The 19648-nt window shown below is 53.8% G+C and carries 17 protein-coding genes and 1 other annotated feature; of the genes, 14 read left to right on the top strand and 3 right to left on the bottom strand.

Translation table 11 applies throughout. From position 1 onward, the window contains the following. Positions 1-547: 547 nt before the first annotated feature. The 10 genes from dnaA to F384_RS20175 all read left to right on the top strand — a co-directional run bounded on the left by dnaA (position 548) and on the right by F384_RS20175 (position 12782). Complete coding sequence (gene dnaA / locus F384_RS20220) at positions 548-1960, top strand: chromosomal replication initiator protein DnaA (RefSeq protein ID WP_046492412.1); 1413 nt, start codon at positions 548-550, stop codon at positions 1958-1960. Positions 1961-1964: 4 nt separating this feature from the next. Next, the gene (gene dnaN / locus F384_RS20215; RefSeq protein WP_046492409.1) at positions 1965-3065 is read left to right on the top strand and encodes a DNA polymerase III subunit beta; all 1101 of its coding nucleotides are present in this window, start codon (positions 1965-1967) and stop codon (positions 3063-3065) included. A 148-nt stretch (positions 3066-3213) separates the two neighbouring features. Beyond that, positions 3214-4287 carry a DNA replication/repair protein RecF gene (gene recF, locus F384_RS20210; RefSeq protein WP_046492407.1) on the top strand — a complete coding sequence of 358 codons (1074 nt, stop codon included), beginning with the start codon at positions 3214-3216 and terminating at the stop codon, positions 4285-4287. Between the two features lie 28 nt (positions 4288-4315). Beyond that, a complete protein-coding gene (gyrB, locus tag F384_RS20205) occupies positions 4316-6730 on the top strand; it encodes a DNA topoisomerase (ATP-hydrolyzing) subunit B (protein ID WP_046492405.1) in 2415 nt (804 codons plus the stop codon). A 214-nt stretch (positions 6731-6944) separates the two neighbouring features. Continuing rightward, the gene (gene yidA / locus F384_RS20200; RefSeq protein ID WP_046492403.1) at positions 6945-7757 is read left to right on the top strand and encodes a sugar-phosphatase; all 813 of its coding nucleotides are present in this window, start codon (positions 6945-6947) and stop codon (positions 7755-7757) included. Positions 7758-8006: 249 nt separating this feature from the next. Next, positions 8007-8696: a D-galactonate utilization transcriptional regulator DgoR gene (dgoR, locus tag F384_RS20195; protein WP_046492400.1), complete on the top strand. Its 690-nt coding sequence runs from the start codon at positions 8007-8009 to the stop codon at positions 8694-8696. After that, positions 8693-9571, top strand: a complete 879-nt coding sequence (locus tag F384_RS20190; RefSeq protein WP_046492397.1) for a 2-dehydro-3-deoxygalactonokinase — start codon at positions 8693-8695, stop codon at positions 9569-9571. The genes dgoR and F384_RS20190 overlap by 4 nt, the downstream gene beginning before the upstream one ends. After that, positions 9555-10172, top strand: coding sequence for a 2-dehydro-3-deoxy-6-phosphogalactonate aldolase (locus F384_RS20185; RefSeq protein ID WP_046492396.1), 618 nt, complete (start codon positions 9555-9557; stop codon positions 10170-10172). The genes F384_RS20190 and F384_RS20185 overlap by 17 nt, the downstream gene beginning before the upstream one ends. Further along, positions 10169-11317, top strand: a complete 1149-nt coding sequence (dgoD, locus tag F384_RS20180; protein ID WP_046492393.1) for a galactonate dehydratase — start codon at positions 10169-10171, stop codon at positions 11315-11317. The genes F384_RS20185 and dgoD overlap by 4 nt, the downstream gene beginning before the upstream one ends. A 127-nt stretch (positions 11318-11444) precedes the next feature. Beyond that, positions 11445-12782 carry an MFS transporter gene (locus F384_RS20175; protein WP_080949996.1) on the top strand — a complete coding sequence of 446 codons (1338 nt, stop codon included), beginning with the start codon at positions 11445-11447 and terminating at the stop codon, positions 12780-12782. On the opposite strand, the gene cbrA is transcribed toward F384_RS20175, so the two are convergent. Then, on the bottom strand, positions 12779-13885 hold the full coding sequence (cbrA, locus tag F384_RS20170; RefSeq protein ID WP_046492388.1) for a colicin M resistance lipid reductase CbrA: 1107 nt from the start codon (positions 13883-13885) through the stop codon (positions 12779-12781). The genes F384_RS20175 and cbrA overlap by 4 nt on opposite strands. Before the next feature lie 99 nt (positions 13886-13984). On the opposite strand from cbrA, the gene F384_RS20165 reads away from it, so the two are divergent. Continuing rightward, the gene (locus F384_RS20165; protein ID WP_046492386.1) at positions 13985-15211 is read left to right on the top strand and encodes a DUF3748 domain-containing protein; all 1227 of its coding nucleotides are present in this window, start codon (positions 13985-13987) and stop codon (positions 15209-15211) included. Here F384_RS20165 and F384_RS20160 read toward each other — a convergent pair whose 3' ends face one another. Next, positions 15212-15544 (bottom strand): YceK/YidQ family lipoprotein, encoded by a 333-nt coding sequence (locus tag F384_RS20160; protein ID WP_046492384.1) that lies wholly within the window; start codon positions 15542-15544, stop codon positions 15212-15214. A gap of 242 nt (positions 15545-15786) precedes the next feature. After that, positions 15787-15861: a sequence feature (ROSE (Repression Of Heat Shock gene Expression) occurs in the 5'-region of heat shock genes and acts as an RNA thermometer to modulate expression.), on the top strand. Between F384_RS20160 and ibpA the strand changes: the two genes are divergently transcribed. The 3 genes from ibpA (at position 15855) to F384_RS20145 (ending at position 18733) form a co-directional block, all read left to right on the top strand. After that, a complete protein-coding gene (gene ibpA / locus F384_RS20155; protein WP_046492381.1) occupies positions 15855-16268 on the top strand; it encodes a small heat shock chaperone IbpA in 414 nt (137 codons plus the stop codon). (Overlaps the previous feature by 7 nt.) A gap of 110 nt (positions 16269-16378) precedes the next feature. Next, complete coding sequence (gene ibpB / locus F384_RS20150; RefSeq protein WP_046498465.1) at positions 16379-16807, top strand: small heat shock chaperone IbpB; 429 nt, start codon at positions 16379-16381, stop codon at positions 16805-16807. A gap of 264 nt (positions 16808-17071) precedes the next feature. After that, positions 17072-18733: a putative transporter gene (locus F384_RS20145; protein WP_046492378.1), complete on the top strand. Its 1662-nt coding sequence runs from the start codon at positions 17072-17074 to the stop codon at positions 18731-18733. A gap of 38 nt (positions 18734-18771) precedes the next feature. On the opposite strand, the gene F384_RS20140 is transcribed toward F384_RS20145, so the two are convergent. Further along, positions 18772-19635, bottom strand: coding sequence for an AraC family transcriptional regulator (locus tag F384_RS20140; RefSeq protein ID WP_046492376.1), 864 nt, complete (start codon positions 19633-19635; stop codon positions 18772-18774). Positions 19636-19648: the final 13 nt, after the last annotated feature.

The following is a 19648-nucleotide window of genomic DNA, read 5'->3' as shown; positions in this document are numbered from 1 at the left end:
TTTCGAACGACTTACGCCACAGTGTGGGTGATTAAAGAGGCCGGATTGTAATAATTGTACACTCCGGAGTCAATTCTCTTTGCTAAATCCCTGCCTTTTTCCGCACCTTTTCGCGTGAAAAACAGGCAGCGTTGACACCGTGTTACGGGCATCGCGCGACGGGGGAAAGATTATACGGCCTGATGAATAAAGCGCAAGGATCGCTCGGGATCTTTATGAGATCGTTTTAGCAGTATAGCGTCTTTACTCATTAATTTTTCCAATATGCGGGCGAAATCGTGCAGCACTTCTCCAGGATCGTTTACACTTATCCGGTCCTGTGAAGGCCTGTGGATAAATCGGGAAGAATCTGTGAGAAACAGAAGATCTCTTGCTCAGTTTACGCTATGATCCGCGGTCCCGATCGTTTCAAAGGATCCAGATCGGGTTAAAATTGCAGATAGCAATTCGCACGTCACCCTTGCATAGGGTCTAGTCGACGTGCGTCAACAATCATGAATGTTTCAGCCTTTGTCATTTATCGACTTTTGTTCGAGTGGAGTCCGCCGTGTCACTTTCGCTTTGGCAGCAGTGTCTTGCCCGATTGCAGGATGAGTTACCAGCCACAGAATTCAGTATGTGGATACGCCCTTTGCAGGCGGAACTGAGCGATAACACGCTGGCTTTGTATGCGCCAAACCGTTTTGTGCTCGATTGGGTAAGAGACAAGTACCTTAACAATATCAATGGGCTGCTGAATAACTTCTGCGGTGCGGATGCGCCGCAACTGCGTTTTGAGGTCGGGACGAAACCCGTCAGTCAGACGCTGAAGACGCCCGTGAACAACAACGTTTCCGCACCGGCTCAGGTGGCGCATCAGCAGGTGCAGCCACAGCGCGTAGCGCCTGCCGCGATGCGTTCAGGCTGGGACAATGTGCCCGCGCCGGCAGAACAGACCTATCGCTCTAACGTCAACGTCAAACACACGTTTGATAACTTCGTTGAAGGTAAATCTAACCAGCTGGCACGCGCGGCGGCGCGTCAGGTGGCGGACAACCCAGGCGGCGCCTATAACCCGCTGTTCCTTTATGGTGGCACCGGTCTGGGTAAAACTCACCTGTTGCACGCGGTGGGGAACGGTATTGTGGCGCGTAAACCCAATGCCAAAGTGGTGTATATGCACTCCGAGCGCTTTGTACAGGACATGGTAAAAGCCCTGCAAAACAACGCGATCGAAGAGTTTAAACGCTATTACCGCTCCGTTGACGCCCTGCTCATCGATGACATCCAGTTCTTTGCCAATAAAGAACGATCCCAGGAAGAGTTTTTCCACACCTTTAACGCCCTTCTCGAAGGCAATCAGCAGATCATTTTGACCTCGGATCGCTATCCAAAAGAGATCAATGGTGTTGAGGATCGTCTGAAATCCCGCTTCGGCTGGGGACTGACGGTGGCGATCGAACCGCCAGAACTGGAAACCCGCGTGGCGATCCTGATGAAAAAAGCCGACGAGAACGACATTCGTCTGCCGGGTGAAGTGGCCTTCTTTATTGCCAAGCGACTACGCTCTAACGTGCGTGAGCTGGAAGGGGCGCTGAACCGTGTGATTGCCAACGCCAACTTTACCGGACGGGCGATTACCATCGACTTCGTTCGCGAAGCGCTGCGCGATCTGCTGGCGTTGCAGGAAAAACTGGTCACTATCGACAATATTCAGAAGACGGTGGCGGAGTATTACAAAATCAAAATTGCGGATTTGCTGTCCAAGCGTCGTTCTCGCTCGGTAGCGCGTCCGCGTCAGATGGCCATGGCGCTGGCGAAAGAACTCACTAACCACAGTCTGCCGGAAATTGGCGACGCGTTTGGTGGGCGAGACCACACTACGGTGCTTCATGCCTGCCGTAAGATTGAGCAGTTGCGTGAAGAAAGCCATGATATTAAAGAAGATTTCTCAAACTTAATCAGAACATTATCTTCGTGACGCTATGAAATTTACCGTTGAACGTGAACATTTATTAAAGCCGCTTCAGCAGGTCAGCGGCCCACTGGGTGGTCGTCCTACGCTGCCTATTCTTGGCAATCTGTTGCTGCAGGTGGCTGACGGTGCGCTTTCGCTGACGGGTACCGATCTTGAAATGGAAATGGTGGCCCGCGTTGCGTTGATTCAGCCGCATGAGCCAGGTGCTACCACCGTCCCGGCGCGGAAGTTCTTTGATATCTGCCGTGGCCTGCCGGAAGGCGCAGAAATTGCCGTCCAACTGGAAGGCGATCGCATGCTGGTGCGTTCAGGTCGCAGCCGTTTTTCGCTGTCCACGCTGCCTGCCGCCGACTTCCCGAATCTGGATGACTGGCAGAGCGAGGTAGAATTTACCCTGCCGCAGGCGACGATGAAGCGTCTGATTGAAGCCACCCAGTTCTCTATGGCGCATCAGGACGTGCGTTACTACTTAAACGGCATGCTGTTTGAGACCGAAGGCGAAGAGCTGCGTACCGTGGCGACCGATGGTCACCGTCTGGCGGTCTGCTCTATGCCTGTTGGCCAGTCGCTGCCCAGCCATTCGGTGATCGTGCCGCGTAAAGGCGTGATTGAACTGATGCGTATGCTCGACGGCGGCGATAACCCGCTGCGCGTGCAGATTGGCAGCAACAATATCCGCGCGCACGTTGGCGACTTTATCTTTACGTCTAAGCTGGTGGACGGTCGCTTCCCGGATTACCGTCGCGTTCTGCCGAAGAATCCGGATAAACATCTGGAAGCCGGCTGCGATATCCTTAAGCAGGCTTTTGCCCGTGCGGCGATCCTCTCGAACGAGAAATTCCGCGGCGTGCGTCTGTATGTGAGTGAAAATCAGCTCAAAATCACCGCGAATAACCCGGAACAGGAAGAAGCCGAAGAGATTCTGGACGTCACCTACCCGGGGACCGAAATGGAGATCGGCTTTAACGTCAGCTACGTGCTGGATGTTCTGAATGCGCTGAAGTGCGAAAACGTGCGCATCATGCTGACCGACTCTGTTTCCAGCGTGCAGATTGAAGATGCTGCCAGCCAGAGCGCTGCTTACGTTGTTATGCCAATGAGACTGTAGTGGAAAGTATCGGGCTATCTTACTTGCCATTTTCAACCTGGGCTGTGCTCGCCCCTGTCACGTACTTCGTGTACGCTCCAGGGTCTGTGCGCCGTCCGCGTTGAAACGGGCTGCGCCGATAACGCCCTTGTATGAAGAAGCCTGATATATGTCTCTGACGCGCTTACTCATCAAAGATTTCCGCAATATCGAAAGTGCGGATCTTGCTTTATCCCCCGGCTTTAACTTCCTGGTTGGCGCTAACGGCAGCGGTAAAACCAGCGTTCTGGAAGCTATCTATACGCTCGGTCACGGTCGGGCGTTTCGCAGTTTGCAGATTGGTCGCGTTATTCGTCACGAACAGGAGTCGTTCGTGCTTCACGGGCGGTTGCAGGGCGAAGAGCGGGAGACATCGATTGGGTTAACCAAAGATAAGCTGGGTGACAGCAAAGTGCGCATTGACGGCACCGACGGCCACAAGGTGGCGGAACTGGCGCTGTTGATGCCGATGCAACTGATCACCCCCGAGGGGTTTACTTTACTCAACGGCGGCCCCAAATACAGAAGAGCGTTCCTCGATTGGGGATGCTTTCACAATGAAGCCGGATTTTTCACCGCCTGGAGCAACCTCAAGCGCCTGCTCAGGCAGCGCAATGCGGCGTTGCGCCAGGTGAGTCGTTACGAGCAACTGCGTCCGTGGGATAAAGAACTGATCCCGCTGGCGGAACAAATCAGCACCTGGCGCGCGGAGTACAGCGCCGGTATCGCACAGGATATGGCGGATACCTGCCAGCAGTTTCTTCCTGAATTTTCTCTCTCCTTCTCTTTCCAGCGCGGCTGGGAGAAAGAGACGGATTATGCCGAGGTGCTGGAGCGCAGTTTTGAACGCGACCGCATGTTGACCTACACCGCGCATGGCCCGCATAAAGCGGATTTCCGCATACGCGCTGACGGTGCGCCGGTGGAAGATACCTTGTCGCGTGGGCAGTTAAAGCTGCTAATGTGCGCCTTACGTCTGGCGCAAGGGGAGTTCCTCACCCGTGAGAGCGGGCGACGGTGTCTCTACCTGATAGATGATTTTGCCTCTGAACTTGATGATGCGCGTCGTGGACTGCTGGCCAGTCGATTAAAAGCGACACAATCTCAGGTCTTTGTCAGCGCAATCAGTGCTGAACACGTTCTGGACATGTCGGACAAAAATTCGAAGATGTTCACCGTGGAAAAGGGTAAAATAACGGATTAACCCAAGTTTAAATGAGCGAGAAACGTTGATGTCGAATTCTTATGACTCCTCCAGTATCAAAGTCCTGAAAGGACTGGATGCGGTGCGTAAGCGCCCGGGTATGTATATCGGCGATACGGATGACGGCACCGGTTTGCACCACATGGTATTCGAGGTGGTAGATAACGCTATCGACGAAGCGCTCGCGGGTCACTGTAAAGACATTATTGTCACCATCCATGCCGACAACTCTGTCTCCGTACAGGATGATGGACGCGGTATCCCGACCGGTATTCACCCGGAAGAGGGCGTATCGGCGGCGGAAGTGATCATGACCGTTCTGCACGCAGGCGGTAAATTCGACGATAACTCCTATAAAGTGTCCGGCGGTCTGCACGGCGTGGGTGTCTCCGTAGTGAACGCCCTGTCGCAGAAACTGGAACTGGTTATCCAGCGTGATAACAAAATCCACCGTCAGATCTACGAGCACGGCGTCCCGCAGGCACCGCTGGCAGTGACCGGCGATACCGATAAAACCGGTACGATGGTGCGTTTCTGGCCGAGCTATGAAACCTTTACTAACGTCATTGAGTTCGAATACGAGATTCTGGCGAAGCGTCTGCGCGAGCTGTCGTTCCTGAACTCTGGCGTCTCCATTCGCCTGAAAGACAAGCGCGATGGTAAAGAAGACCATTTCCACTATGAAGGCGGCATCAAGGCGTTCGTTGAGTATCTGAACAAGAACAAAACGCCGATCCACCCGAATATCTTCTATTTCTCTACCGAAAAAGACGGTATCGGCGTGGAAGTGGCGCTGCAGTGGAACGACGGTTTCCAGGAAAACATCTACTGCTTTACCAACAACATTCCTCAGCGTGACGGCGGTACGCACCTTGCTGGCTTCCGTGCGGCGATGACCCGTACCCTGAACGCCTACATGGACAAAGAAGGCTACAGCAAAAAGGCGAAAGTCAGCGCCACCGGTGATGACGCCCGTGAAGGTCTGATTGCCGTGGTGTCTGTGAAGGTGCCGGATCCGAAATTCTCCTCTCAGACCAAAGATAAACTGGTCTCCTCTGAGGTGAAAACGGCGGTAGAACAGCAGATGAATGAACTGCTGAGCGAATACCTGCTGGAAAACCCGTCCGACGCCAAAATCGTGGTCGGCAAAATTATTGATGCGGCCCGTGCCCGTGAAGCGGCTCGTCGCGCGCGTGAAATGACGCGTCGTAAAGGGGCGCTGGATCTGGCGGGTCTGCCGGGCAAGCTGGCGGACTGTCAGGAACGCGACCCGGCGCATTCTGAACTGTACCTGGTGGAAGGGGACTCGGCGGGCGGCTCTGCGAAACAGGGGCGTAACCGTAAGAACCAGGCGATTTTGCCGCTGAAAGGTAAAATCCTCAACGTTGAGAAAGCGCGTTTTGACAAGATGCTGGCCTCACAGGAAGTCGCAACGCTTATCACTGCACTGGGCTGCGGCATTGGTCGCGATGAGTACAACCCGGACAAACTGCGCTATCACAGCATCATCATCATGACTGATGCGGACGTCGACGGCTCGCACATCCGTACGCTGCTGTTGACCTTCTTCTATCGCCAGATGCCGGAAATCGTTGAGCGTGGGCATGTGTATATCGCGCAGCCGCCGCTGTATAAAGTGAAAAAAGGCAAGCAAGAGCAGTACATCAAAGACGATGAAGCGATGGATCAGTACCAGCTTTCTATTGCTCTGGACGGTGCTACGCTGCACACCACTGAAGGGGCGCCAGCCCTGTCGGGTGAAGCGCTGGAAAAACTGGTTTCTGAGTACAACGCGACGCAGAAGATGATTGGTCGCATGGAGCGTCGCTTCCCGAAAGCGCTGCTGAAAGAGTTGGTTTATCAACCAACTCTGACCGAAGCCAACCTGTCTGACGAGCAGACCGTGACCCGTTGGGTGAACACGCTGATTACCGAGCTGAACGAGAAAGAACAGCACGGCAGCCAGTGGAGGTTCGATATCCAGCACAATACGGAACAGAATCTGTTTGAGCCGATCGTTCGCGTGCGTACCCACGGTGTGGACACCGACTACGTGCTGGATCACGAGTTTGTGACCGGTGCGGAATACCGTCGTATTTGCACGCTGGGCGAGAAACTGCGCGGCCTGATCGAAGAAGACGCTTTCATCGAACGTGGCGAACGTCGTCAACCGGTTACCAGCTTCGAGCAGGCGCTGGACTGGCTGGTGAAAGAGTCGCGTCGCGGCCTCGCTATCCAGCGTTATAAAGGTCTGGGCGAGATGAACCCGGATCAGCTGTGGGAAACCACGATGGATCCGGAAAGTCGTCGTATGCTGCGCGTTACCGTGAAGGATGCGATTGCCGCCGACCAGTTGTTCACCACGCTAATGGGCGACGCCGTTGAACCGCGTCGTGCATTTATCGAAGAGAACGCCCTGAAAGCGGCGAATATCGATATTTAATCCATGCCTGTAGGCCGGATAAGGCGGTTTTACGCCGCCATCCGGCAAGATTTTGCGTTATGCCTGATGGCGCGTTGCTTATCAGGTCGACAACCGACCGTCAAAAGGGGAATCCTGATTCCCCTTCCTATCCCCCTTTATCCCCGACTCTTTTACTGTTTTTTGAGCGGAATCGCGTTAGCATGAGGCAGGACTCATTGAATGCGGGGAATTCATGGCTATCAAACTCATTGCTATCGATATGGATGGCACCCTTCTGCTACCCGATCACACCATTTCACCGGCAGTTAAACGTGCGATTGCCGCAGCCCGTGAAAAAGGGGTTAACGTGGTGCTGACTACTGGTCGTCCCTATGCCGGCGTGCACAGCTATCTGAAAGAACTGCATATGGAGCAGCCTGGCGATTACTGTATTACTTACAACGGTGCGCTGGTGCAGAAGGCGGGCGATGGCAGTACCGTCGCGCAAACCGCGCTGAGCTATGACGACTACCTCTACCTGGAAAAACTCTCCCGCGAGGTGGGCTCGCACTTCCACGCGCTGGACCGTACCACGCTGTATACTGCAAACCGTGATATCAGCTACTATACCGTGCATGAATCCTATGTCGCGACCATTCCTCTGGTGTTCTGTGAAGCGGAGAAAATGGATCCCGAAACGCAGTTCCTGAAAGTGATGATGATTGATGAGCCCGCGATCCTCGATCGGGCCATCGCCCGCATTCCGGCGGAAGTGAAAGAAAAGTATACCGTGCTGAAAAGTGCGCCGTACTTCCTCGAAATCCTCGATAAACGCGTCAATAAAGGCACGGGTGTGAAATCGCTGGCGGATGCGTTGGGTATCAAACCGGAAGAGATTATGGCGATTGGCGATCAGGAAAACGACATCGCAATGATCGAGTTTGCCGGTCTTGGTGTGGCAATGGATAACGCCATTCCCTCGGTGAAAGAGATCGCCAACTTTGTCACTAAATCGAATCTGGAAGATGGCGTCGCGTATGCCATTGAGCAGTTTGTGCTGAAGTAATTCCTCCCGGTAGGTTTGCCATAACCCGCGATGATCGCGGGTTTTTTTATCCCCGCAGTTTATTCCTCATAACATTTCTATTACCGATTGTCGTTTTTGTGATCTAAATTGTAGTACAACATATTTGTATTGTACTACATTGTGTGTGAAGCAACGGCGAATGACATCACGTTAGTACTACAAAAGTGAGGCGAATTTCAGCGATAACGGTAAAGTAGAGAGGACCTTCCAGAGCATAAAGGACTCTCCATGACTCTCAATAAAACCGATCGCATTGTCATCACGCTGGGCAAACAGATTGTTAGCGGCAAGTACGTACCGGGTGCGGCACTCCCTGCGGAAGCGGAACTGTGCGAGGAGTTTGAAACCTCACGCAACATCATTCGTGAAGTGTTTCGCTCATTGATGGCGAAGCGACTGATTGAAATGAAACGCTATCGTGGTGCTTTTGTTACATCGCGGAATCAGTGGAATTACCTCGATACCGATGTACTGCAATGGGTACTGGAAAACGACTATGACCCGCGACTCATCAGCGCGATGAGCGAAGTCCGAAATCTGGTGGAACCCGCCATTGCCCGCTGGGCAGCGGAACGCGCGACCTCGAGTGATTTGGCTGAAATTGAATCGGCGCTCAATGACATGATCGCCAACAACCAGGACCGGGAGGCCTTTAATGAAGCGGATATCCGCTATCACGAGGCGGTATTGCAGTCGGTGCATAACCCGGTTTTACAACAGCTGAGTGTGGCGATCACCTCGCTTCAGCGGGCGGTATTTGAACGGACCTGGATGGGCGATGAAGCCAACATGCCAAAAACGCTCCAGGAACATAAGGCGCTATTCGATGCGATACGGCATCAGGATAGCAATGCGGCAGAGCAGGCGGCACTGACCATGATCGCCAGCTCGATACGAAGGTTGAAGGAAATCACATGACATCTCGCTACATCGCAATTGACTGGGGATCGACCAATTTGCGCGCCTGGCTTTACCAGGACGACAAATGCCTGGAAAGCAGGCACTCAGAAGCAGGCGTTACGCGTCTGAACGGCAAATCCCCTGAAGCGGTGTTAGCAGAGGTCACACAGCACTGGCGCGATAGCGCTACACCGGTGGTGATGGCAGGGATGGTTGGCAGCAACGTCGGCTGGAAGATAGCTCCGTATTTGCCTGTTCCAGCTCTTTTCTCTGCCATTGGCGAGCAGTTAACCGCCGTTAGCGACAATGTCTGGATCATTCCCGGCTTGTGCGTTTCACGCGATGATAATCACAATGTGATGCGCGGCGAAGAGACACAACTGCTCGGCGCGCGCACGCTTTCTCCTTCTTCTGTCTATGTCATGCCGGGGACGCACTGCAAATGGGTGCAGGCTGATGCTGAACAAATTTACGATTTTCGCACCGTGATGACCGGCGAACTGCACCATTTGCTACTGCAACACTCGCTGGTGGGCGCGGGTCTGCCAGAACAGCAAACCTCCTCCGAGGCCTTTGCTTCCGGTCTTGAGCGCGGTCTTGCCTCGCCTGCCGTTCTGCCACAGCTTTTTGAAGTTCGCGCTTCGCACGTGCTGGGAACTCTCCCGCGCGAGCAGGTCAGCGAATTTCTCTCCGGCCTGTTGATTGGTGCAGAAGTCGCCAGCATGAGTGAACAATTCGCCGGATCGCAGTCTATCACCCTCGTCGCAGGCGCAGCGCTGGCGTCACGCTACCAGCAGGCGTTCCACGCCATTGGACGTCACGTCTGTGCTGTGTCCGGCGATACGGCATTTCAGGCAGGTATAAGGAGTATCGCCCATGCAGTGGCAAACTAATCTTCCACTTATCGCGATTTTGCGCGGTATCACTCCCGAGGAGGCGCTCGCGCACGTTGGCGCGGTGATCGACGCAGGATTTGACGCGGTGGAAATCCCGCTTAATTCCCCCGAGTGGGAAAAAAGCATTCCGGCCGTGGTGGATGCGTTTGGTGATAACGCGCTGATCGGTGCCGGGACGGTGTTGCAACCGGAGCAGGTGGATCGCCTGGCGAAGATGGGCTGTCGGCTCATTGTGACGCCGAATATCAATACAGAGGTCATTCGTCGCGCGGTGGATTATGGCATGACGGTCTGCCCCGGATGCGCCACTGCTACCGAAGCTTTTACCGCGCTAGAGGCCGGCGCGCAGGCGCTGAAGATCTTCCCGTCATCGGCCTTTGGTCCGGACTACATCAAAGCGCTGAAAGCGGTATTGCCCGCCAGCGTTCCGGTCTTTGCCGTGGGCGGCGTAACGCCAGATAACCTGGCGCAGTGGATGAAAGCCGGATGTGTGGGTGCGGGACTGGGCAGCGATCTGTATCGCGCCGGGCAGTCCATAACACGTACCGCACAGCAGGCGGCGGCATTTGTTAAGGCATATCGAGAGGCAGTGAAATGAAAATAACTAAACTCACCACGTACCGTTTACCTCCACGCTGGATGTTTTTGAAAATTGAAACCGACGAAGGCGTCGTTGGCTGGGGAGAGCCGGTGATTGAAGGCCGTGCGCGTACCGTTGAGGCCGCGGTACATGAACTGGGTGATTACCTGATTGGCCAGGACCCGGCGCGTATTAACGATCTGTGGCAGGTGATGTACCGCGCAGGCTTCTATCGTGGTGGCCCGATTATGATGAGCGCCATCGCCGGTATCGACCAGGCGCTGTGGGACATCAAAGGCAAAGTGCTGAACGCCCCGGTCTGGCAGTTGATGGGCGGCCTGGTGCGCGACAAAATCAAAGCCTATAGCTGGGTTGGCGGCGATCGTCCTGCGGAAGTGATCGACGGTATTAAACAGTTGCGCAATATCGGCTTTGACACCTTTAAGCTCAACGGCTGCGAAGAGATGGGGGTGATTGATAACTCGCGGGCGGTCGATCGTGCGGTGAACACCGTGGCGCAAATCCGCGAAGCTTTTGGCAACGAGATTGAGTTTGGCCTGGACTTCCATGGCCGCGTCAGCGCGCCGATGGCGAAAGTGCTGATTAAAGAGCTGGAGCCTTATCGCCCGCTGTTTATTGAAGAGCCGGTACTGGCGGAACAGGCGGAGTATTACCCGAAACTGGCGGAACAGACCCATATTCCGATCGCGGCGGGTGAACGCATGTTCTCGCGCTTCGAGTTTAAACGGGTGCTGGAAGCGGGTGGACTGGCGATTTTGCAGCCGGACCTGTCACATGCTGGCGGCATCACCGAATGCTACAAAATTGCCGCGATGGCGGAAGCCTATGACGTGGCGCTGGCCCCGCATTGCCCGCTGGGACCGATCGCGCTGGCAGCTTGTCTGCACGTTGACTTTGTTTCGCGCAACGCAGTGCTCCAGGAACAGAGCATGGGCATTCACTATAACAAGGGCGCGGAGCTGCTCGACTTTGTGAAAAACAAAGACGATTTCAACATGGAAGGCGGGTTCTTTAAACCGTTGATGAAGCCGGGACTTGGCGTGGATATTGATGAGGCCAAAGTCATTGAGCTGAGTAAAAATGCGCCGGACTGGCGTAATCCGCTATGGCGTCATGAAGACGGCAGTGTAGCGGAATGGTAAATGCGCGTCATACTTTGCGCTGGTGATGCGTTGGCTGCGTTTTCTTACCCCAGCACGAATTATTTAGCGCATTCCGTTTACGTTTTTAATTAATAAAAACAATTACACCCTCTGTAAATGACAGGGCATGGTGAGCGGCTTCGCTATGCCCAAAATCTGGAGACAGATTGCGATGGATATTCCAGTTACTGCTGCAAAAACCGGGCGTCGCCGTTACCTGACGCTGGTTATGATCTTTATTACCGTGGTCATCTGTTATGTCGACCGCGCCAACCTCGCGGTGGCGTCGGCACATATTCAGGAAGAGTTTGGCATTACAAAAGCGGAAATGGGCTACGTGTTCTCGGCCTTTGCCTGGCTGTATACGCTATGCCAGATCCCAGGCGGCTGGTTCCTTGACCGCGTTGGCTCACGTCTGACCTACTTTATCGCGATATTTGGCTGGTCGGTGGCAACCCTCTTCCAGGGCTTCGCTACCGGGTTGATGTCGTTGATTGGTCTGCGTGCGATTACCGGGATATTCGAGGCCCCGGCATTCCCGACCAACAACCGCATGGTGACGAGCTGGTTCCCGGAACAGGAGCGCGCTTCCGCCGTGGGTTTTTATACGTCAGGACAGTTTGTCGGCCTGGCGTTCCTGACTCCGCTGCTGATCTGGATTCAGGAGATGCTGAGCTGGCACTGGGTGTTCATTGTCACCGGGGGAATCGGCATTGTCTGGTCGCTTGTCTGGTTTAAGGTGTATCAGCCGCCCCGGCTGACCAAAAGTATCACCAAAGCGGAACTGGACTATATTCGTGACGGCGGCGGTCTGGTGGATGGCGATGCGCCCGTTAAGAAAGAGGCGCGTCAGCCGCTGACCAAAGCAGACTGGAAGCTGGTGTTCCACCGTAAGCTGATGGGCGTTTATCTGGGGCAGTTCGCCGTCACCTCTACACTGTGGTTCTTCCTGACGTGGTTCCCGAACTATTTGACGCAGGAAAAAGGCATTACCGCGCTGAAGGCGGGCTTTATGACCACCGTTCCGTTCCTGGCGGCGTTCTTTGGCGTGCTGCTTTCCGGATGGCTGGCGGATAAGCTAGTGAAAAAAGGCTTCTCGCTGGGTGTGGCGCGTAAAACGCCGATTATCTGCGGTCTGTTAATCTCTACCTGCATTATGGGCGCAAACTACACCAACGATCCGGTGTGGATTATGACCCTGATGGCGGTAGCGTTCTTCGGCAACGGGTTTGCCTCCATCACCTGGTCACTGGTCTCTTCTCTGGCACCCATGCGCCTCATCGGCCTGACCGGAGGCGTGTTTAACTTTGTTGGCGGACTGGGTGGGATTACCGTTCCGCTGGTGATTGGCTACCTTGCGCAGGACTACGGATTTGGCCCTGCGCTGGTCTATATCTCCGTCGTTGCCCTGATTGGCGCACTCTCTTACATCCTGCTGGTGGGGGATGTAAAACGCGTGGGTTAATACTCCTTTGCCAGCCCACCAGACGTTGCGGTGGGCTGGTCATCCTGACTAAGCGGGATATGCGCGATGCCGCTTCGCATAATCGCGTTTCGCAATACGGGCGCAGTTAAACAGCGGCTCTTCAGGATCTTGCCATATAGCTTGCAGCGCAGTTTGCGGGTGGCTTTCCGGTAAGCGCGGTTCATTTCTGGCGTATCCTTCATCAGTACGGACTTGAGGATCTCCGCGCTATCCAGGGCGTAGCTAATCCCCTCCAGCGAACTGGCGCTGATAAACCCGGCCGCCTCGCCAATCAGAAACGCGTTCTCTTCGCCGCAGACGAAATCCGCCCAACGCGATGGAAAAAGCACAGTACATTTCTCGCTTTTTATTGTGCTGCCGAACTGAAAATTAAACGCCGCCATTTTCTCTTTCAGCGCCTCGAAGCGCGCCTGTCCATCCTTCATGGGATACGCGCCGCCAAAGATGAAATAGCCGTCTTTGCTGATGCTCCAGGAGTAACAGTCCGTTGCGGCGTTATCGAAAATGCAGGAGTAAAACGGGACCGGATGACGTTCTGCGAACCACTGCTGGATGGCGACATATTTACGAATCTGATGTTCCGGATAAAGATGGCGACGCACCAGTGAGTTTGCCCCGTCAGCGCCCACCAGATAACGGGCGGTGATCTGCTGCTCCCAACCGTCGGCGCGAAAAATCACGTGCCACTTCCCCTCTTCTCGCCAGATTTTTCGACACAGACTGTCGTGGAACACCTGTACGTCATCCGGGATCAATGATTTCATCCACAAATCAAAAGCATGACGGTTGATATTGATGTAGCTGCGCTGGTAATTGCGCGTCAGTGAGGTGTCGACATCCACCGTTTTGACGCTGAAAATTTGCGGGTTGGCGATGACGTCCACCGGTAGCGTGATCCCGTCGCGAATAAACGAACGCTGTGCGTCCGGTGCCAGTAAACCGCCGCAGGGCTTGGTAAATCCCTCGTTGCCGCATTGCCGTTTTTTATCCAGCGCAAGCACGCGCATCCGGCCGCTCAGTTTACGCGCCAGCGCTGCGCCAGCCGGGCCGAGACCGATAATCGCTACGTCGAAATGTTCCATCTCTTTGTCCGCAAAAATGAAGATGGCACTACGCTAAAGCCTGAAAGTGAAGTCCTTGTGAAGTATGATTGATGAAATTGTCCTCGACCCGAGCATGCCATGAAGCAAATCACCTTTACGCCGCGTAATCATCAGCTTACCAATACCCGGACCTGGACGCCGGACAGCCACTGGCTGGTTTTTGACGTCCGTCCGTCAGGGGCGTCTTTCACCGGCGAAACCATTGAACGGGTGAATGTTCATACCGGTGAGAAGGAGGTGATTTATCGCGCGACGCAGGGGGCGTACGTCGGCGTGGTAACGGTGCATCCGCAGGCGGAGAAATATGTGTTTATTCATGGGCCTGAAAACCCGGATGCCGCGTGGCAATATGACTTTCATCATCGTCGCGGCGTGATTGCCGAACAGGGGCACGTGACGAATCTGGACGCGATGGATATCACTTCCCCCTACACGCCGGGTGCCCTGCGCGGCGGTAGCCATGTTCACGTTTTCAGCCCGAATGGCGAGTTCGTTAGCTTTACCTACAACGACCATGTGATGCATGAGCGCGATCTGGCGCTGGATTTACGCAACGTTGGCGTCGCGGTGCCTTATGGACCGGTGACGGTATCGGCGCAGCACCCAAGAGAATACAGCGGCAGTCACTGGTGCGTGCTGGTCAGCCAGACGACGTCCGAGCCCACGCCGGGTAGCGATGAGATCACTCGTGCCTATGAAGAAGGCTGGGTGGGAAATCATGCGTTGGCGTTTATCGGCGACACGCTGTCTGAAAACGGCGAAAAAGTGCCTGAACTGTTTCTGGTAGAACTTCCGCAGGATGAAGCGGGCTGGAAAACGGCAGGCGCGTTCCCACTGGAAGGCACCGACGCAACCCTGCCCTCCCCGCCACGCGGTGTCGTACAGCGTCGACTAACGTTTACCCATGCGCGTCGCTTCCCCGGACTGACGACGGTTCCGCGCCACTGGGTACGCAGTAATCCGCAGGCAACGGAGATTGCGTTTCTGATGCGCGATGAGGCGGGTATTGTGCAACTGTGGTTAATTTCGCCGCAGGGCGGTGAGCCCCGCCAGTTGACCCGTCACGCCACGGGTATTCAGTCCGCGTTCAACTGGCATCCGTCAGGGAAATGGCTGGGATGTGTACTGGATAACCGCATTGCCTGCTGCGATGCGCGCACTGGGGACATCACGTTTTTAACGCAGAATCACGGCGCTCCGCCCTCTGCGGATGCCGTGGTTTTCTCGCCTGATGGTCGATTTGTGGCGTGGATGGAAGAGGTAGACGGTTTCCGTCAGTTGTGGATGACAGAAACCGGGCGGTAATCAGGGAGCGGGCATTTTCGCCGGAGGGATCACGGAGTTGGTTATCTGCGTTCTCTCCTCACTTCTTTCGACACGCGATCTGACCGAATTGTCTTTGCGGAATAGATCCCACGGCAACAGGACGGTGTCCATTACCGCAGTAAAGGGCATATCCAGTATGGCCAGCGATTTGGTACCCCAATTTGTCTCGTCGTCACCTATCATAGCGGCGCTGGCGCGGGTGCCAGGATAAGTTCCCTCTTTACCACCGGTATGTGACATTACGCTGGAGCAACCACTCAGTAAAACCATCCCACTGCACATCATCAGCGTTAACAGCACATTTCTTATCATGATTTATTCATCTGTTGATCATCGGTGTTTGCATGATGAGTTATAGCGGTCCCTTGCCAGAAATAACATCCTCATCACGTCGCACTGTGGCGGCTATCGCACTTTAACGTTTAGTGCTTTCCCACCCAGTCTATGCAATAGACAGCAAACTGCAAAAAAAAGTCAGCCAGGTATGCTTGAAAAGTTTGTAATCAGACCCATTTTGAGGGTGTAGACAAATGAAGAGCACGCCTGATGGGTGTTCTGACTACCCGGCCTGTCCATGATGGAAGGTCAATGACATTCTCGCTGATTTCAGGAGCTATTGATTATGCGTAACTTTGATTTATCCCCGCTGTACCGTTCTGCTATTGGTTTCGACCGCCTGTTTAACCTGCTGGAAAACAACCAGAGCCAGAGTAATGGCGGCTACCCTCCGTATAACGTTGAGCTGGTAGACGAAGATCATTACCGCATTGCCATTGCCGTTGCCGGTTTCGCAGAAAGCGAGCTGGAAATTACCGCACAGGACAACCTGCTGGTGGTGAAAGGCGCGCATGCGGACGAGCAAAAAGAACGGACTTACCTTTACCAGGGTATCGCGGAACGCAACTTTGAGCGTAAGTTCCAGTTAGCTGAGAACATCCATGTTCGTGGCGCGAATCTGGTCAATGGTCTGCTGTACATCGATCTCGAGCGCGTGATTCCGGAAGCGAACAAACCGCGCCGTATCGAAATCAATTAATTCTGTCGGGCCGCGCTGCGCGGCCTGTTATCCCAGGCTTGCCGACAGGGAGCCTATGCGAATCTACGGATTTGCAGATATCACTCGCTTCTTAGAAGGAGATTATGATTATGCGTAACTACGATTTATCCCCACTGCTGCGTCAATGGATCGGTTTTGACAAACTGGCCAACGCGTTACAAAACGCCGGTGAAAGCCAGAGCTTCCCACCCTATAACATTGAAAAAAGTGACGATAACCACTATCGCATTACGCTTGCGTTGGCGGGTTTCCGTCAGGAAGACCTGGATATTCAACTGGAAGGCACCCGCCTGACCATCAAGGGCGCGCCGCAGCAGCCTGAAAAAGAGATCAAATGGTTGCATCAGGGGCTGGTCACCCAGTCGTTCAGCCTGAGCTTTACCCTGGCTGAAAACATGGAGGTTTCCGGCGCGACGTTTATCAACGGGTTGTTGCATATCGATTTAACCCGCAATGTCCCGGAAACCGTTGCTCCGCAACGTATCGCAATCAGCGAACGTCCCGCATTAAATAGCTAATTTAGCTCCTTGCCTTTGCCCCGCCAGAAATGACGGGGCTTTTTTGTGCGCGAAGATAACACCGGCTCCGGGGGAATGAAGTCATTACCTGAAGAAAGCATTCAGCAACTTCAGGTTGTGATGAAGAAAAAGGGGAGGAAACGCCCATCATAAGGGCGTGTTAGCGTCGTTTCAGCATCAGAATGTGCGCCACCCTGCATATATGCCTGAACGGTTCAGTCATAATCCACTTAAATAGAAATGTTATTCACAGGGAACAAAAAAATGAGTGATATAGCATTGACGGTCAGCGTTCTGGCGTTGGTGGCGGTTGTCGGATTATGGATCGGCAATATCAAGGTGCGGGGTGTCGGCTTTGGCATCGGCGGCGTGTTGTTCGGCGGAATCATCGTCGGCCACTTCGTTGATCAGGCTGGGGTGACGCTGAGCGGCGATATGCTGCACTTCATCCAGGAATTTGGCCTGATACTTTTTGTCTACACCATTGGGATTCAGGTGGGGCCGGGGTTCTTCGCTTCGCTGCGGGTTTCTGGTCTGCGCCTCAATCTGTTTGCGATTCTGATCGTCATCATGGGTGGGTTGGTCACCGCCATTCTGCATAAAGTTTTTGCCATTCCGCTACCGGTGGTGCTGGGGATATTCTCCGGTGCGGTCACCAATACCCCGGCACTGGGTGCCGGACAACAAATCCTGCGCGATCTGGGTACGCCAATGGAACTGGTTGACCAGATGGGGATGAGCTACGCGATGGCGTATCCGTTTGGGATTTGCGGTATTTTGCTGACCATGTGGCTGATGCGAATGATATTCCGCGTCAATGTGGAAGCGGAAGCGCAGCAGCATGAATCGACGCTCACTAACGGACATTCGTTGATTCAAACCATCAATATCCGCGTTGAGAACCCAAACCTGAACAATATGGCGATTCAGGATGTCCCCATCCTCAACAGCGATAAAATTATCTGTTCACGACTCAAGCGTGAGGAGACGCTGATGGTGCCGTCGCCGGGAACCGTGATCCAGATGGGCGACCTTTTGCACCTGGTGGGGCAACCGGGCGATCTGCACAACGCGCAACTGGTGATTGGTCAGGAGGTGGATACCTCACTGTCGACCCGGGGAACCGATTTGCGCGTCGAACGCGTCGTGGTCACCAACGAAAAAGTGCTCGGCAAACGTATCCGCGATTTGCACTTTAAAGAGCGTTACGACGTGGTGATTTCTCGACTGAACCGTGCGGGCGTTGAACTGGTAGCCAGTAGCGATGCCAGTCTGCAATTTGGCGACATCCTCAATCTGGTGGGACGACCGGCCTCGATTGATGCGGTTGCCAATGTTGTGGGTAACGCCCAGCAAAAACTGCAGCAGGTGCAGATGCTGCCGGTGTTCATCGGTATCGGTCTGGGTGTGCTGCTTGGCTCAATTCCGCTCTTTGTTCCTGGCTTCCCGGTGGCGTTAAAGCTGGGTCTGGCGGGCGGGCCGCTGATTATGGCATTGATTCTGGGGCGTATTGGCAGCATTGGTAAACTGTACTGGTTTATGCCGCCGAGCGCGAACCTGGCGTTACGTGAACTGGGGATTGTGCTGTTCCTTGCGGTGGTGGGACTGAAATCGGGTGGTGACTTTATCGATACGCTGACCAAGGGTGATGGTCTGAGCTGGGTGGGTTACGGTATTTTTATTACGGCTATACCGCTTATCTCCGTCGGTTTACTGGCGCGTATTTTTGCCAAAATGAACTACCTCACGCTGTGTGGGATGTTGGCTGGTTCGATGACCGATCCACCGGCGTTGGCCTTCGCGAATAACCTGCATGCCACCAGCGGCGCGGCGGCGCTGTCGTATGCGACGGTGTATCCGTTGGTGATGTTCCTGCGCATTATCACCCCGCAACTGCTGGCGGTGATTTTCTGGGGACTTGGCTAACCCTTGCAATGCCAGATGGTGCTTCTCCATCTGGCATTTTACGTCGTATGTTTCAACACCGCAGAAGGCGCATAGCCAAACTTCTGTTTAAACGCTTTGCTGAAATGAAATGAGTCAAAGAAGTTTAGTCTGTCTGCCACCTGACCTACCGTATTGCCATCCTGTTTCAGTAACGATAATGCCAGTTCCAGTCGGGCATCCAGCACATACTCTTTTGGCGTCTTACCGGTATAGCGTAGAAACAGACGACGTAACCAGGCTTCGCTACAGGGAAGTGTCGCGGCCATATCCGCAACGCTCCAGCGCCGTTGTAGACTGGTATGAAGCATGGCGATCAGTTTTTCAATTTGCATTCGCTGCGGGTCTTTTTTACCCTCCGCGTAAATAAGACAAATCCATTGATAAATAATCTTAGTAAGAAAGGCAACGGCAAGATTATTTTTCATGGTATCCGACGATGTTATTAATTGGGAAACGTCTTCCAGTTCATGATTATAAATCTCACCATTATAAATCACACGTTGTTGTCGAATGGGAATATCCATGACGCTGGTTGGGGTAAACTCCATCCAGTACTGTTCCCAGACTAATCCTTCACAATGATAAGACTGAATATCCATCGGTTTTAAAAAGATAATACAGTTTCCCGTTAAGGTAATTTGCTCGCCATCCTTGAGTAAAATCTTCCCGCAGCCTTGTACCGTATAGACGGCGACCCATGAATTGGCGATCAGCGGCTTTTTCTTGTCCCGTGGCCAAATAACCCGGTACTGTTCGTCGGCGTAGGTGTGCCATAACGAGATCAGTGAAATTCCGCTGGAGATCACATTTTCGTGAATTAGTAGCGGAATATTGTACGGAGTTTCGTTTTTTACATGCGAACTTTGCAAATTTCCATTCATTTTAATTTCCAGC

It is taken from the genome of Citrobacter amalonaticus Y19, from assembly GCF_000981805.1.
GTDB lineage: Bacteria > Pseudomonadota > Gammaproteobacteria > Enterobacterales > Enterobacteriaceae > Citrobacter_A > Citrobacter_A amalonaticus_C.
Note: the sequence above shows the minus strand (reverse complement) of the source record. Positions and strands in the feature narration are given on the sequence as shown.